At 45.4% G+C, this 14,609-nt stretch carries 16 protein-coding genes; 1 reads left to right on the plus strand and 15 read right to left on the minus strand.

Going from position 1 to position 14,609, the window contains the following annotated elements; translation table 11 throughout:
- Window positions 1–127: 127 nt before the first annotated feature.
- The 11 genes from BUC05_RS13160 to BUC05_RS13210 form a co-directional block, all read right to left on the minus strand.
- Window positions 128–592 (minus strand): hypothetical protein, encoded by a 465-nt coding sequence (locus BUC05_RS13160; RefSeq protein WP_011245907.1) that lies wholly within the window; start codon window positions 590–592, stop codon window positions 128–130.
- Window positions 593–602: 10 nt separating this feature from the next.
- Window positions 603–1,544: a DNA/RNA non-specific endonuclease gene (locus BUC05_RS21750; protein ID WP_244153309.1), complete on the minus strand. Its 942-nt coding sequence runs from the start codon at window positions 1,542–1,544 to the stop codon at window positions 603–605.
- Window positions 1,545–1,633: 89 nt separating this feature from the next.
- On the minus strand, window positions 1,634–2,332 hold the full coding sequence (locus BUC05_RS21755) for an LXG domain-containing protein (RefSeq protein ID WP_244153310.1): 699 nt from the start codon (window positions 2,330–2,332) through the stop codon (window positions 1,634–1,636).
- Window positions 2,333–2,351: 19 nt separating this feature from the next.
- A complete protein-coding gene (locus tag BUC05_RS13170) occupies window positions 2,352–2,615 on the minus strand; it encodes a YwqI/YxiC family protein (RefSeq protein WP_073304962.1) in 264 nt (87 codons plus the stop codon).
- A 17-nt stretch (window positions 2,616–2,632) separates the two neighbouring features.
- On the minus strand, window positions 2,633–3,016 hold the full coding sequence (locus tag BUC05_RS13175; protein ID WP_073304964.1) for a DUF5082 domain-containing protein: 384 nt from the start codon (window positions 3,014–3,016) through the stop codon (window positions 2,633–2,635).
- A 626-nt stretch (window positions 3,017–3,642) separates the two neighbouring features.
- Window positions 3,643–4,701 carry an ABC transporter permease gene (locus BUC05_RS13185; RefSeq protein WP_051881231.1) on the minus strand — a complete coding sequence of 353 codons (1,059 nt, stop codon included), beginning with the start codon at window positions 4,699–4,701 and terminating at the stop codon, window positions 3,643–3,645.
- Window positions 4,698–5,924, minus strand: a complete 1,227-nt coding sequence (locus BUC05_RS13190; RefSeq protein ID WP_011245902.1) for an ABC transporter permease — start codon at window positions 5,922–5,924, stop codon at window positions 4,698–4,700. The genes BUC05_RS13185 and BUC05_RS13190 overlap by 4 nt, the downstream gene beginning before the upstream one ends.
- A 9-nt stretch (window positions 5,925–5,933) precedes the next feature.
- Entirely contained in the window at window positions 5,934–6,863 is a 930-nt protein-coding gene (locus BUC05_RS13195; RefSeq protein WP_011245901.1) for an ABC transporter ATP-binding protein, read from the minus strand.
- Window positions 6,864–7,024: 161 nt separating this feature from the next.
- Complete coding sequence (locus BUC05_RS13200; RefSeq protein ID WP_073304967.1) at window positions 7,025–7,657, minus strand: response regulator transcription factor; 633 nt, start codon at window positions 7,655–7,657, stop codon at window positions 7,025–7,027.
- Window positions 7,635–8,747 (minus strand): sensor histidine kinase, encoded by a 1,113-nt coding sequence (locus BUC05_RS13205; protein WP_050748949.1) that lies wholly within the window; start codon window positions 8,745–8,747, stop codon window positions 7,635–7,637. Before BUC05_RS13205 ends, BUC05_RS13200 begins: the two co-directional genes overlap by 23 nt.
- 16 nt (window positions 8,748–8,763) lie before the next feature.
- Window positions 8,764–9,279 carry a GNAT family N-acetyltransferase gene (locus BUC05_RS13210; RefSeq protein ID WP_011245898.1) on the minus strand — a complete coding sequence of 172 codons (516 nt, stop codon included), beginning with the start codon at window positions 9,277–9,279 and terminating at the stop codon, window positions 8,764–8,766.
- 142 nt (window positions 9,280–9,421) lie between these two features.
- Here BUC05_RS13210 and BUC05_RS13215 point away from each other — a divergent pair, with 142 nt between their 5' ends.
- Window positions 9,422–10,369, plus strand: coding sequence for an ABC transporter substrate-binding protein (locus BUC05_RS13215; protein ID WP_035204831.1), 948 nt, complete (start codon window positions 9,422–9,424; stop codon window positions 10,367–10,369).
- A 126-nt stretch (window positions 10,370–10,495) separates the two neighbouring features.
- Here BUC05_RS13215 and BUC05_RS13220 read toward each other — a convergent pair whose 3' ends face one another.
- From BUC05_RS13220 to BUC05_RS13235, 4 genes are read right to left on the minus strand one after another with little or no spacing between them, the layout of a single operon-like run.
- Window positions 10,496–11,254 (minus strand): glucose 1-dehydrogenase, encoded by a 759-nt coding sequence (locus BUC05_RS13220; protein WP_073304970.1) that lies wholly within the window; start codon window positions 11,252–11,254, stop codon window positions 10,496–10,498.
- Window positions 11,255–11,279: 25 nt separating this feature from the next.
- Window positions 11,280–12,632 (minus strand): gluconate:H+ symporter, encoded by a 1,353-nt coding sequence (locus BUC05_RS13225; protein ID WP_011245895.1) that lies wholly within the window; start codon window positions 12,630–12,632, stop codon window positions 11,280–11,282.
- A gap of 24 nt (window positions 12,633–12,656) precedes the next feature.
- Window positions 12,657–13,697 (minus strand): NAD(P)-dependent alcohol dehydrogenase, encoded by a 1,041-nt coding sequence (locus BUC05_RS13230; RefSeq protein WP_011245894.1) that lies wholly within the window; start codon window positions 13,695–13,697, stop codon window positions 12,657–12,659.
- Window positions 13,698–13,739: 42 nt separating this feature from the next.
- On the minus strand, window positions 13,740–14,492 hold the full coding sequence (locus tag BUC05_RS13235) for an SDR family oxidoreductase (protein WP_035204829.1): 753 nt from the start codon (window positions 14,490–14,492) through the stop codon (window positions 13,740–13,742).
- Between the last annotated feature and the right edge of the window lie 117 nt (window positions 14,493–14,609).

Below are 14,609 nucleotides of genomic sequence, written 5' to 3' on the forward strand. Positions count from 1 at the left end.
AACGTAATTTAAGTCTTACTTACATAGATTACTCATACTCACTGCATAAAAATAAACTATTCAGCACTAGGTAGCCCCTCAAATAAGGAAAACTTGAAAGGCTTAAGCCAGTCAAGGTCTAGTTTTACTAATTATTTTTCTTCACTTCTTCGAACCATAAATCAAAGATATCATCCGGTAAGAGTTCGTCATCAATCGAATACACTAAATCATATCTATATTTTCCTTTTAAGCTATTTTTCTTTACATTGTAATACAATTTCATTTCTGTTGGCATGTCTTGATTGAACTCTTCACATTTTTTATGAATAAGCTTTAAATTTTGATTTCCTATTCTTAATGCAGCCTTCTGTCTTTCTCTCGAAACATCGTAAACGTGATTGTGTTGACTATCCAATTCTTTTACAGCCTCGTTTAGTTGATGTTTATGAACAACCTCTCCATTAATTTTATAGAAAAAATCAAAAACATACATTTTAGGTTCATATGAACAATAAATAAAGATTTCATCTGCTTTATTATCGACATACTCTAAACAAATAGCTACCATGTCTGCTTGGAGCTCTGAAAAATAGTCCTCAAATACCTTCACATTATCACCCCTAGTTCCCTATACTTGTAAACCTCATACGACCATCTATTTCATACTCTATATCAAAGCTGCTCGGTCTTAAACTATTTCCTTCGTAATTAACTTTAACATTAACTGAAACATCTTTTCCTTCTTCTATTGCTTTAGCCCATTGGTTTTCTAACTTTTTGTATTTACTCAAGTTAACACTACTTGATTGAGATACAATATTATCTAAATCTGGAGACCCTCCAAATCTATCCGCCGCTAGGTGTCCTGCGTGGTCTCCAGGTTCTTTTCCAGGTGTATTAGACTTATGAGACAATCTATTATCACGTTTTGTTAACTTTAAGTCATCCGCATTAAAATCAGTTAGTCTTCCTAATTCATCTGTTTTATATTGATAATTATATTCACCGGCTTGATACTTAACATTAGGTTTTAATGTACCATCTTTGCCCAAATGACTACCATCCCTAATGATATCATCAGATACCCGTCTATTGCCACTCCCCCCAGTCTTCACCTTCCTCGCCTTCGACAAGTCATATACTACTTCTCCCACTTTCGCTGGCTTCACTAAAATAAACGTCGTTGCCAAGGCTTTCTCCCCAAGCGAAGCTTCTGGGTCGGCCAGCGTGAGGAAGTCACCGAAGAAAAAGTCGACCACTCCAGTAACAATGGGATTTTCATTCAATCTCTCCTCGTTCGGAGGGTTGTTCTCAAGATACGTGTTGATAGCTGCGACTTCTTGATCCGTAAACATATATTCTGGTATGGTGACCACTTGCGACGTGTCCGTTTGAATCGCTTGGGTACGGAGCTGGGCTTGGTACCACTGGTATTGGATCGGAACCAGCTGTTTCAGTTGCCGTGTCAGGATCGCCGGCGAGACGGTCGCGTTTGCCGGCAAAGTCGATAGGCGCGCAAATAACGGGAAATATGCCGGGGTAACGGCATGGGTTGCTCTCATCGATGGCGCTCGGCACGCTTGCAGCGCCTGTTCATTGCTTATCATGGCATTGACAGGGAAATGGTTCAAGTAATACCAGTTAGCTGCTTTCAGGCTACCGTATAGCGGGGCGTAGGCGCCTGTATAAGCGCTTGTGTCACGACATTTTGGTACAGCTCTTCCATATTGGCATCGATCTCCGCCTGCGTTTCTGGGGAGGCGATCACGCCGCCACTGGTCCAGCTGGCTACTTGGCTGACGACAGTCGTCAGTTCTTGCAAGGTGCTTTTTGCGCTTGCGAGCACCGTGTCGTTGGCTTCGTCCAAGTTGCCAAGCCTTTCCGCCGTTACACGGACATGGTCTTTGCCTTGTTGGGCGTAGCGAAGGATCGGTTCCATTGAGAACGGGGGCAGTGGCAATAGGTCGGCGATGGAAGCGCGAATCGACTTAATCGCTGTCGCGTCTGCGATCGCATAGCGCTCGACTCGGTCTAGGCCGTTTTTGACATCGGCGAGAAATTCTTCCCGAATCAGGGCGGAGCTGCTTTCAAAGTTGAGCAGATTCGAGCGGATTTGCTTCAATTGTTCGATGTATTGGCCGATGAAAAGCTGGAACGCCGCCAATACAGGGAGATGGAGCGTCGCAAAATGGTCTTTGATTGCTTCGCCCCCTTCACCTTGCAGGGAATCAAGGTGGATGATCTTCTGGATGCTGGCCTGCAAGCGTTCGAGCTGGGCTTGATCGTGAAGCTTTCGTTCCACGATTTCGTCAAGTGCATCGAGTACTTCTTGTACGTCAAGTGTGTTCATCCGTCTGTTCCTTTCTCTATTATCGGCGGCTTGCCAGCATCTTGTCTACAACTCCGTATGTTTGAACGAGTTCTTTTGTTTCTGCTTGTACGTTTTTCACGACGTCCAAATAACGATTGAATTGGTCGGCATACCCGCTTTCTACTTCCAGCAATGAATGGAGAAAGGCCATCGACGACGTATGGATCGCAGGCTCGTGATCCGACACAGAATAGCTGGCCTGTTCCCCGGTTTCGCTTAAAGCGCTGAGCACGGAGCCTTCGTCGATTTTGATTTCAGGCATCGATTCTCTCTCCTTTCCTATCTCGCCGTTTTTAATGTTTGAAGCGATTGTTGTTTTGTGTCGATCACGATTTGGCAAGAGGCAATCGTGGTTTGGAGCCGCCTCGTTTCCATTTCAATCGCGCGCATCAGTTGTTCCGTTTCGTCTTGTACGTTCGTGTAAGCCAGTTGCATATGGCGGCGAATGTCATCGTGCGTCGATTCGGCTTGGCCGCGCCACGCATCATGGTCTAGCTCTGGTTCGCTCCCCCATTTTTTATGGTCGTGAAGAGTCGCTTGTTCGGAAACAAGCGCTTGTTTGGCCGCCCGCAATCGCTCCAATTGCGCTTCTGTCTGGAAAAGTTGCGCCCGCATTTGGCTAATTTCATAGTGGAGCTTGGCTATTTCGGTTTGATCGGCCATCGGCCATCCTCCCCCCTGGTGGTTTCATCCTTCCGTCTAAAAAAAATGGCTATTCATTCCATTTTATTTTAAAACAACTGTTCGAAATCGTCTATTCAATTTTTTATAGAAAAAGCGCTTTTTTATCCCGCCATAATTAAATGGGAGCGTTGCGATTGAATTAAAATAACAACGCGCCCAAACTAGGACTGCATTTCTATATTCCGCTCTGAACTAAGAATAATCTCATCGTTTTAGGACAAAGCTTCCGTTCATTTTTCCACATAAATTTGTTAGACTTAAAAAACTCGCACTTTTTTAACGATACATCGTTCAGGAGGTTCTGTATAACAGTGAAAATAGTAGATTACTTGTTTAGGTTGTTAATTGTAACCTTTTGCTTGTTATCGCTTACTCTTTCAACGCCTTTAGCCTCAACCTTCTTTGTGGCGATTTTGTTTTTATATTTTGTGTTCTTGTTTTTTAAGGAAAAGGATCGGAAATGGCGCTATTTGAATTTGGTTTTAGGTTTTTTCTTTCTATTTTTGGTGTTGCTTTTCACTTAAAAAACCGCTCTGTCAAAGATATAAAAAAACGGCCTCTTCCTCTTTGCAACAGGATTCAGCCGTTTTTAAACGTATTTTTTCTTAGAGTGCTTTTCTTTCCATCAGCCGAATGCCAATTCCTGTTACGGTTAGTCCGATAAACAACAGCACAGATGTCGGCAATAAAAATTCGGCTAGGCTTGCGCCTTGGTATGTGGCTCCTTTCATCATGTCTAGCGCATGCCTAATTGGGCTCAAATACGAGAGGGCACGCATCGTTTCGGATCGGACAATTTCTAGCGGCCAGAAGGCGCCACCAATCATAGCGAATACGGTTGCGACAAGGGGAATGACGGCATTTAGTTGCTGGCTTGAACGGACAATGCCGCTAAGCAGTAAGCCAATCGCCATAATTGCAAACACGTATGGGATAAGAACAAGCGACAATTTCCAGAAGCCTCCATAATAGTCGTAACCGAAAACAACGTTAAACAGGACGAGTGAAAGGAAAATTTGCACGTAAGCGAGCAAAAATGAAAATAAAAGATTGCCAGCATATAAAGCTGTTTTGGAAGCTGGCGCTAAAATGAGCCGGTTCCAAATCCCTTCTTCTTTTTGCCTGAGCAAACTCATGATTGAAAAGCTCATTGTAAAAATAGCAAAGTAGAGTGCGAAACCGAATAGCGCTTGCAACGAGCGGTCAAAATTCGTTCCTTCTTGCATCGGCTCCGTTTTAATAGCAAAGCTTCCTTCATCGACTATATCCGTTACTCCTGCCTTGGCTAAGCGTTTGTTTGCATAATAATGGTTAAGTTCTGCTTGTATAAGTGGAACAAATGTCGAGCCTTCATAGGCGGCATGAAGCGTATAGTCGAGTTCCCCTGCCTCAATCACGCCGTCTGCCTGCTGCTTGCTCAGAAGCTGCATTGCCTCTTCTTCGGAAACGATACGCACATTCCAGTTGTTTTCTTCCCAATCCGTTGCTAAGTCCTGTAATTCTGGCTTGCTTAATTCCGTTGAAAACACATGCACGACTTGCGCGTTGCTTCCGCTCGTGCCCCCTGCAATAAGCGCAAAGATGATCGTGAGGCCAAGCATAAATACCAATTCAACTGGGTTGCGGATGACATCTCGAACCAATTGGTAAAGAACAGCTTTCACGATTCCGCACCTCCTTGCCGCGGAAAAAACAGCCAAGCGATTGCAAAACATAGACATGAAAATCCAGAAAGCATAAGAATAGCTGGACGTATCTCTTCAAGAGCCGCCCCTTGAGCTGCTTGTAAAAAGGCAGTTAGCGCACGGCCATTTGGCGTCCATTGGCTTAGCTGCGCCAATAAAGGCGACAAGTCGCTGACTGGAAAAAAGCTGCCGCCGACAGACGCAAAAATGGTGATGATAAAAAACATAAATTGGTTTGCGACTTTTTCAGAGCGAAAGCGAAACTGAATCGCGGTGATGAGCAACGCGACGCTGGCGACAGCGATGCCAAGCATGAGCGAAATGAGCAATACCCCAGGCCAATTGCCAATTTCGATTCGAAATAAAGCCAAGTTGACGGCAAAGATTAACATCAATTGAATGAGTACAAGGAAAACGGTCGTCACGCCTTTGCCAACTAAATATCCTACTTGTGAGACATTGGCGAGAATGAGCCGAGCGTAAACCGATGTTTTCTTTTCCATATACGCATACGATGCCATAAATCCGGCTGTGTAGAACACAAACATGACGCCCATTGCAAACATATAATATTCAAATGCCGATATAGGCTGACTGCCTTGGTAAATAACGTCTCCGATTCCTTCTAACATACTTGATTCAAGACCGGCGTTTGCCAAAGCTGTCTGTGCATAAAATTGGTCGATAAACTGTTTCATAATTGCCTCGACAATCGCTGCTTGCTGCGGCTCGCTTGTATTGGCATAAAAAGTGAACGTGCCAGTCGATTCCCCGCCCCCGAGAAATTGCTGTTCCCATATTTGCGCCCGGGAGCCTTCGCCAATATGCAGAACGCCAGCATAATCCTTGTCCCTTGCTTCACTGAGCTCATTTTCATAATGAAACGTGATGCTGTCCAAGTCTTCTGTGCTCTCAACGGTTTCAATCAATAATTCTGGAACAGACAGCTGTTCAGCTAAGCCTAAAACGGCTGTTTTTTCTTGGGCAGGCCAATCATCCAGCTCGTCAGAAAAACGCTGTACCGCGTCCGCAAGTGTCTCATCTGAAACGATAGCGACGTCGATTTTTTCCGGCATGCCTGTAAACGCGTCTCCTAGGGCAAAACCAAGAATTAGAATAAGCACGAGAGGCATGAACAACATCGTGACCAGCGCGCCTTTGTCCATTAAAAGCTGTTTTGCGTCTTTTCCTATATAAAACATATATGCCTCCTAATCCCGCAACGACCGGCCAGTTAAGTGCAGAAATACATCTTCTAGCGTCGGCTGCTTGATATGGATGCCTTTTACAGTAGTACCGCTGTCTTCAACCATATGCAAAAGCGTTGGAAACAAATTGTTTTTTGCTGAAACGATGCGGTAGCCTTCGTCTGTCTCCTTTAAGGCCTGCACATGTTCATGGCTGGCTAGCTGTTCTTTTAATTCCGCCGTTTTCACAGCAACTGTTAGCTCATAAGTGGATTGAGGGCTAATAATCCGCTTGATTTCGCTTTGTGTGCCTTCTGCAATGACAGAGCCACGGTCGACAATATAAATGCGATTGCACAAAAACTCGACTTCTTCCATGTAATGGCTTGTATATAAAATAGTCAGCCCTTTATGTTCCTGGAGGTCTTTAATAAAATCCAGCAAATGCCGGCGCGAGTGTGGATCAATGCCTACCGTTGGTTCATCTAATATTAAATACTCAGGCTTGTGGATGAGGGCGACGGCTAAATTTAAACGTCGTTTCATTCCCCCTGAGAACGTCCGCACAGGTTCTTTTTTTCGATTTGTCAATTCCATCAAATCCAATAATTCGGCTACCCGCTGTTTTAAAGCAGCTTTTTCAAGTTTATAAAGCTTCCCGAAAAACAATAAATTCTCTTCCGCCGATAATTCTTGAAACAGGGCGATTTCCTGAGGCACCACACCAATTCGGTTACGAAATGGCTTCAACTGGTTTGCGACTGGCTTGCCTTCAAACCGGATCTCCCCTGCTGTCGGCTTTGTTAGTGTCGTCAACATGTCAATTAACGTCGATTTGCCCGCTCCGTTTGGACCAAGCAGGCCAACGGCTTCCCCTTGCCGTACATGGAGATGGACATTTTTTACTGCTTCTACTGCAGCAAAGCTCTTTGAAACCCCTTCTAGTTCCAGCATTCTTTTCCCTCCCTTGTCACTATTATCATACGCGTGCTGCTTCGTTATATCGATTCACTGCGGTCATAAAGTGCTTATCCCCTACATGACTTAAGTCATCTTTTTGGAGACAAGGGGCAACAAGCCGTGCTTATGCCCATTTCGGCTTTTTGCACGGCTTGTTAAATATCATGTTTGACTGCAAAAATGGCTAGCTGTGTCCGGTCACGCACCCCTAGTTTGATAAACAATTGGCTAATGTAATTTTTAACTGTCCCTACACTTAAATAAAGTTCAGCAGCGATTTCCGCATTGTTGCGGCCCTGCCCCACTAGGCGAATGATCTCTTTTTCCCGCTCAGCTAAAGGTGGAATCTGTTCTTTCTCCTGCGGAGCTGAGTGCTGCAGAAGCTTTGGCATGACCTTTGCCGCCACTTGGCCATCTAAGACGAGTTCGCCTAAAAGTGCCTTTTCAATCGTAGCAAACAAACTTTCCATATCGGCATCTTTTAATATATAGCCCTTTGCTCCAGCTTTAAGTGCCTCAATCGCATAACGTTCATCAATAAACGTCGTTAACATAACGATTTTCACATTTGGATCCCGTTCAATCAGCCGCTTTGTCGCTTCAATGCCTGTCATCACAGGCATACGCACATCCATTAGCACAAGGTCAATGACATGGCGGCCAGCTAAATCAACAGCCTCTTGTCCATTCTCAGCTTCAATCACTTGATAACGTTGAGAATGCTCGATCATCATTTTCAAACCTTGGCGGACAATTTGTTGGTCTTCAGCTAAAAGAATCGTTTTCAATTGCCGTCGTCCTTTCTATCGGAAAAGCACCTTCTACTATAAACATCCCGTCTTCATTGCTTGCCCGAAACCAGCCATGCAACTGTTCAAATCGATTGCGCAACTGCGTCAGCCCAAATCCTTCACGAACCGCTTCTGGCTCTGCTTCATTTTTTAATGTCGCTACATACGTCCGTTTGCCGACAACTGCTAAGTGGACATCAATCTCTTTGGCATAAGAATGACGCATGGCATTCGTCAATCCTTCTTGGACAAATCGGTATAGCGCCACGTTCTGTTCCTCTGAGAGCGGCACAGACAGAGCTCCAGCTTCTGTTGTAAACGTGACGCGAACATGGCCCTCTGCCTCTAACTTGCGAATGAGGCGAATAATCATCGCTACGCCCCGCTCTTCTTCACTTTCCAGTGCTCTAACTGCACTGCGCATTTCTGCGAGCGCTGTCCGGGCGGTTTGTTTTGCCTCTGCGATTACCGGATCTTGGACCTTCATCTCTGCGACTTGCAGCTGCATCATTAGCGCTGTAAGCTGATGGCCGACGGAGTCATGAACGTCTCTGGCAATCCGTGTACGTTCCCGCTGCTTCGCGGCATCTTCATGTTCAAGAAAACGGCGACGCAGTTGTTTCTGCTCGTATTGGAGTTCATCTATTTTTTCTTGTTGCTGGCGGTTTTGCCTTTGCCATAAGGCAAATTGCCACATCATATAAAACAAAATAACCGTAGTCAGCAGCCAGACAAACGTAGCCGCTATACCCGTTGGGCTACATAAAATCGACGCAGCCACTAAAGCGCTTGGCAAGGCGCTTGCCTGCCATTGTCCACTACTTGTTCGTGCAAATGGATAAACAGCCAGCAATATTGGCACGAGCCAAGCTGCGTCCATTCCAGCTAACAATATGTATACGCACGCTATGGCTGTCAGCAAACTATATAGCCACATGGGGCGCCGCCATAGCGGTTCTGAAAGCAGACCGCCTAATATCAATCCACTTGTGAGCCAAAACAGCGGGTCAACAAGTTGCGTCTTGTCACTGAGCGGCCAAATGACAATTCCTGCAAAAATAAAGGCAACGCGCACCCAATACGCCACGGCGCACACCTCCTAGTTAATCGCCATTTGGTAAATGCTTGTAATACAAATTCGTCCCTCGTAAGCCACCATAAGGATTTTGGGCAAATTGGGGAATCGTCCCTGCAAACGTATAGCCACTTGTTTTGTACAATACATTCGAGGGCGCGCCTTCTTCCGTATCTAGGATGAGCAACGTCCGGTTATGTTCCATTGCTGTTTTTTCGGCAACGGCAAGCAATTTCCGGCCTATTCCTTGCCGCCTCGCTTTGTTAGCGACCATGAGCTTGGCTATCTCGGCACGGTGGCGACCATTCGCTTTGTCGACGAGGTGAAGTTGAATCGTTCCCATTACGTTATCATCTGCTAAGGCCACCCACACATGGGTATGCTCTGAGAGTTGAAGCGATTGCCAATACGCTTCTGCCTCTTGTTTTTCCATAGGGGCGATAAAGCCAATCGAAGCTCCGCCGTCTACAGTGTCTACCATCAGTTTAGCCAACTGACCAATATAGCGACCTACACTTTCTAGTTTGCTAATTTCAACACTCATCCTACCCCATCCTTCTCTCTTCCTACCGTTATTATAACGTAGCTGTTGCATTTTTGCTTAAAGATCTCTATTTAAGCTTGACATTGATAACGATTCTCAATATGATACTTTATAGATCGAACAAGAGAGGACGTCTATTAAAATGAAATCCCGCAATCTCGTTACAGCCTGTATGGCTACCGCATTATTACTTGGCGCTTGCCAAAGCGAAAACGAAAACAGTTCCGATGCTGGTTCTGCTTCCGAACCAAAGACGGTGACTGACGGAGTAGGCAATGAAGTCACGATTCCTAACAAGCCTGAGCGCATCATCGGCTCTTACTTAGAGGACCCTCTTGTTACACTTGGAGTGACACCTGTTGTCCAATGGTCGGTTGCCAGCCGTGAATCCACTCAAGTGTATTTAGAAGAATACCTCGAAGGAATTGATCCAATTGATTCAGTGCTTCCCCTCGAAGCAGTCATGGATGCTGAACCAGATTTGATTTTTGCGCCAGGGGAGACTAGCTTGCAAAGCGGCGATTATGAACAATACAATTCAATTGCACCTACTTATGTATTAGACCAGGAAACGGCCGATGATTGGCGGGCGGCGTTAACAGAAATCGGCGAAGTGCTCGGTTTAGAAGATAAGGCAGCTGAGGCGCTTGCTACTTACGACGCCCGTGTTGCTGAAGTAAAAGAGGCATTAAATGAAAAAATAGGCGACAGCAAAGTTGCTGCCGTTTGGGTGATTGGCGGCGATTTTTATGTCGTTGCGCCAGATGTAGCTAGCGGTGCCGTGCTCTTTGAAGACTTGGAGCTAGAACCGGCCAATGCCATCGCGAATCTGCCTGAAGATGCTGGCGCCCACTGGAATCCGATTTCCCGTGAGGCGTTGGCTGAACTTGACGCAGACTACCTTTTCCTTGTAGACGGCGACCCAGATACAATCGAATCATTGAAATCAGAAGCGATCTGGTCCGGCATTCCAGCAGTTGAACAAGGCAACGTGTTTGAAGTTTCAGGTAAAAGCAGCTGGCTTTATAACGGCTACCAAGCCAATATGCAAACGATTGATTCCGTTTATGAACATATTATCGGTGAATAAACGTGAAATGGAAAAAGACTGGACTCTGTTTATCCAACAGAGATCCAGTCTTTTTCGGTACTTCGCTAACCGGAAAGCGAGACGGCATGTTCTTATGGGAAGACGGAAAAACCGCCGTCCCTGAGATTACCTGCCTAACCATCCGCCGTCAACAGCAAGCAAATGGCCGTGCACATAACTAGACGCATCAGAAGCCAAATAGATAGCTGCACCGGCAAAGTCGTCTGCACTGCCCCAGCGCCCTGCCGGAATTCGTTCGAGAATTTGACGGCTGCGGACAGGATCGGCGATCAATGCTTCATTCATATCGGTCGCGACATAGCCAGGTACAATCCCATTTACATTGATTCCTTTTGACGACCATTCATTCGCCAGTGCTTTTGTTAACTGGGCGACAGCTCCTTTTGCTGAAGCATACGCAGGAATGTTGATTCCGCCTTGAAAAGAATTCAGGGAAGCGACGTTAATGATTTTTCCCTGTCCATTTGCGAGCATGTGCTTGCCCGCTTGTTGGCACAACATCCAAACCGCCTTTAAATTCACTTGCATCACAGCATCCCAATCTTGTTCCAGAAAATCAACAGCAGGGGAACGCCGCTGAATGCCTGCATTGTTAATCAATATATCGACTTTCCCCATTTTATCGAGCGCTTGTGGAATGACTTGCTTCACTTCTTCAAGTTTACTTAAATCGGCTTGGATCGATTCGCACCGCACCCCTGTTTCTTCTTCTAGTTTTGATTTAAGCGAGTGGTTTTCAGTACGTTGCACGAGAACAAGATCTGCACCTGCATGTGCTAAGCCTGTTGCAATTCCTTTTCCAATTCCCCTGCTTCCTCCTGTAATCACGGCTACTTTTCCTGATAAATCAAATAAGTTTTTCATGTTTCCCTCCGTATATATCCTTTGACTAAACAAAAATACTTAATATGAATACGAATAGAAGCCCACAAACGGAAATAATTGTTTCTAACACGGTCCAGGTGGCAAATGTCTCTTTCATGGTTAAACCGAACGATTCTTTGACAATCCAGAAGCCTGTGTCATTTACGTGTGAAGCAATAATGCTTCCTGCTCCTGTTGCCAACACCATTAGGGCCACGTTTACGTCGCTTCCTTCCATGAGTGGAATAACAAGCCCTGCCGTTGTTAGGGCTGCAACAGTAGCAGAACCTTGGGCCAAGCGCATAAGGGCTGCAATCAGCCACGCCAAAACGAGCGGGGATAAGGCACTGTCAATAAAGAGAGACGCCACATAGTCCCCTACTCCGCCTACAATTAGTACTTCTTTTAACGATCCGCTTATCCCAAGAATTAACAAAATCATCGCAATTGCCTTTACAGACTGCTCAGCAGATTCCATTAATTGAGCCATTGTCCGTTTCTGGGAAATGCCCATTGTATATAAAGCAAGCAACAAGGACAAAAACATAGTAGAAGTCGGCATGCCGATAAAAGCAACGACATGAAACAACCAATGGTCTGGGAGGTTTGCTGCTTCTTGCAAAAGGCTCGTGACAGTGGCAATTCCCATCAATAGAACAGGAAACAAAGCGGTAAGCGCACTTTTTGCAAAGCCAGGCGTATCTTCAAGGGGCATCGGTTTGCTGTCGCCAAGTGCTGCCATTCCGCCTTTGTTCGCTTTTTCAAACGCGTCAGGTACAAATTTTCGTGCATACTTTGTAAACAGGGGGCCAGCAATCAGCACGGTCGGAATTGATATAATAAATCCATACAGCAACACCATCCCGATATTTGCGCCAAACTCTCCAGCAATAACTGTCGGGCCTGGATGGGGCGGGAGAAAGGCATGCGTGACGGAGAGCGCTGTCGCCATGGGCAACCCTAAATAGAGAAACGACAAATTCACTTGCTTTGAAATTTGATAGACAATCGGAATAAGAAGGACAAGCCCAACTTCAAAAAAGAGTGCGATCCCGAGAATAAAAGCAGTTAAAACAACCGCCCATTGAATCCGTTTTTCACCAAAAGCGTCAATTAACGTTGTTGAAATTCGTTGGGCCCCGCCGCCGTCTGCAATCAGTTTTCCTAAAATTGCTCCGAACCCGAAAATGAGGCCAACACTTGCTAATGTGCCGCCTAGGCCTCTTTCAATCGACCCAACGATATCTGAAAGTGGAATGCCTAACGCAATTGCAAGTAAAAATGTAACGATTGCCAGTGAAATGAATGTATTGACTTTCCACTTCATAATCAAAAGCAATAGAACCAAAACTCCAACAGCTGTAATAAGCAGTGGCATACCAATTCTCCCCTCTGTTCTACGTTATTTATCTGGGTGGATGATGACTTTTATGCTTTTGTCTTTATTTGATGCAGCGTAGTCAAATGCAGCGCTTATTTGACTCATCGGGAAAAAATCGGTCAATAACAATTGGGCCGCTTCTTGTTCCTTTTCCAATAAGGCCAACGCATGTTTAAACGTATGGCGGTAACGGTAGATCGGTTGGTAAACAATTTCCCTCTGCATCATCTTCAGCAACGGAATCGTAGACTTTGCTCCTCCAGGAAAGCCAATTCCGCCGATAGTGCCTCCCCTTTTTAGCAAGTTCACTGCCATATCAAATGCAGCTTCTGCACCAGACGTATCAATGACCATATCAAACCCGCCTAAACGATCGGCTTCAGCCAAAAGGCCAGCCCTGTCTGCTTCATGGTTGACTTGAATTGTATCCATTGCGCCAATCTTTTTGGCGATTTCTAGTCGGTACGGTTCGATGTCTGTGACGACAATGTTGGACGCTCCGTACCATTTGGCTGCAAGGATCATGCACAATCCTACAGGCCCCATTCCCATAATGACGATATTCGAACCTGGTTGAATCGATGTCTTTTGGGCTGTGTACAACCCTACAGAAAGAGGTTCCGCAAGAGAAGCTAATTCAAACGACAGGCCTTCTGGCATTTTATATGTAAATTTAGCTGGATGGCATATATATTCCATCAATACGCCGTCATTAGGCGGGCTGGAAAGAAACAATACTTTTGGGCAAAGGTTATAGTGACCTACTCGGCACGAAGAACATTCGCCGCACGGCAATCCAGGCTCAATGACAACATGGTCGCCTACGTTTAAATCTGCTACTTCTGGGCCGACTTTTGTAACTACGCCTGCACATTCATGCCCAAGGACAAATGGCGGCTTTGCGACCCTCTCTCCTATGCGGCCATGCTCGTAATAATGGAGGTCTGACCCACAAATACCGACGGCTTTCATCTGAATCAAAACTTCGCCTGCTCCTGGCTTTGGCTTGGTCCGCTCTTCCAACTCAATCGTTTTTAAAGCTTTTAACACGGATGCTCTCATTATTTATTCCTCTCCTTCTTAATGTTTCCTACCAGACTATCCCTAACGGGCTGCATACCCGCCATCGACTGGCAGGATGACACCGCTTACATAATTTGCTGCATCGGATGCTAAAAATACTGCGGCTCCCCCTACGTCTTCTGGGGTTCCCCAGCGCCGAGCAGGAATGCGGGCATTAATTTGCGGAAGCCTCTCATTTGTTTCCTCTAACAAATCCTTGTTCATTTCCGTTGCCATATAGCCTGGAGCAATGGCATTCACTTGCACACCATAGCCAGCCCATTCGTTTGAAAGCGATTTCGTCAGCTGACCAACGGCCCCTTTGCTTGCTGCATAGGCAGTGGCATTGAATCCGCCAAAGAATGTAAGCATAGACGCAAGGTTGATCATTTTTCCACTTCCCTGCTCTACCATTGTCTTTCCGAAAAATTGGCATGCATGGTACACGGCAGTATGGTTGATTTCCATCACTTTATTAAAATCCGTTACTGGGAGATCAAAGCAAGCACGCCTATCATGAATGCCTGCGCTATTGACAAGAATATCTACTTTTCCGTTTAATAGAGAAATTGCTTTTTGAAACGCCTCTTCTCTGCCTGCAAATGTAGACAAATCGCCATAAACACTGTGAACTTTAAAACGTGGCTTTAATTCTTGGACAATATGGTCAAGTTGATTCGAAATATCAATAAGCACCACTTCTGCGCCAGCGTTCCCTAAGGCGGTGGCTATCCCATTTCCTAATCCTCTTGCTCCTCCAGTAACAACCGCTTTCTTTCCCGTTAAATCAAACATGAATAGCCCCTTTCAGGATCATTTAATCGATTAGATTTCCTTTTAACTCTGAGTCTTACTGTTCAATTTAATCGATTAGATTTTCTTGTAAGCGTTTTTATTATTGTAAACAATCAC

The sequence above is a fragment of the Shouchella rhizosphaerae genome (genome assembly GCF_900142675.1).
Taxonomy (GTDB): domain Bacteria; phylum Bacillota; class Bacilli; order Bacillales; family Bacillaceae_D; genus Shouchella; species Shouchella rhizosphaerae.

Coding starts and splice junctions, on each gene's coding strand:
- BUC05_RS21750 (WP_244153309.1), bottom strand. CDS start 1,544: ATGAGAGCAACCCATGCCGTTACCCCGGCATATTTCCCGTTATTTGCG.
- BUC05_RS21755 (WP_244153310.1), bottom strand. CDS start 2,332: ATGAACACACTTGACGTACAAGAAGTACTCGATGCACTTGACGAAATC.
- BUC05_RS13170 (WP_073304962.1), bottom strand. CDS start 2,615: ATGCCTGAAATCAAAATCGACGAAGGCTCCGTGCTCAGCGCTTTAAGC.
- BUC05_RS13175 (WP_073304964.1), bottom strand. CDS start 3,016: ATGGCCGATCAAACCGAAATAGCCAAGCTCCACTATGAAATTAGCCAA.
- BUC05_RS13190 (WP_011245902.1), bottom strand. CDS start 5,924: ATGTTTTATATAGGAAAAGACGCAAAACAGCTTTTAATGGACAAAGGC.
- BUC05_RS13195 (WP_011245901.1), bottom strand. CDS start 6,863: ATGCTGGAACTAGAAGGGGTTTCAAAGAGCTTTGCTGCAGTAGAAGCA.
- BUC05_RS13210 (WP_011245898.1), bottom strand. CDS start 9,279: ATGAGTGTTGAAATTAGCAAACTAGAAAGTGTAGGTCGCTATATTGGT.
- BUC05_RS13215 (WP_035204831.1), top strand. CDS start 9,422: ATGAAATCCCGCAATCTCGTTACAGCCTGTATGGCTACCGCATTATTA.
- BUC05_RS13220 (WP_073304970.1), bottom strand. CDS start 11,254: ATGAAAAACTTATTTGATTTATCAGGAAAAGTAGCCGTGATTACAGGA.
- BUC05_RS13225 (WP_011245895.1), bottom strand. CDS start 12,632: ATGCCACTGCTTATTACAGCTGTTGGAGTTTTGGTTCTATTGCTTTTG.
- BUC05_RS13230 (WP_011245894.1), bottom strand. CDS start 13,697: ATGAGAGCATCCGTGTTAAAAGCTTTAAAAACGATTGAGTTGGAAGAG.
- BUC05_RS13235 (WP_035204829.1), bottom strand. CDS start 14,492: ATGTTTGATTTAACGGGAAAGAAAGCGGTTGTTACTGGAGGAGCAAGA.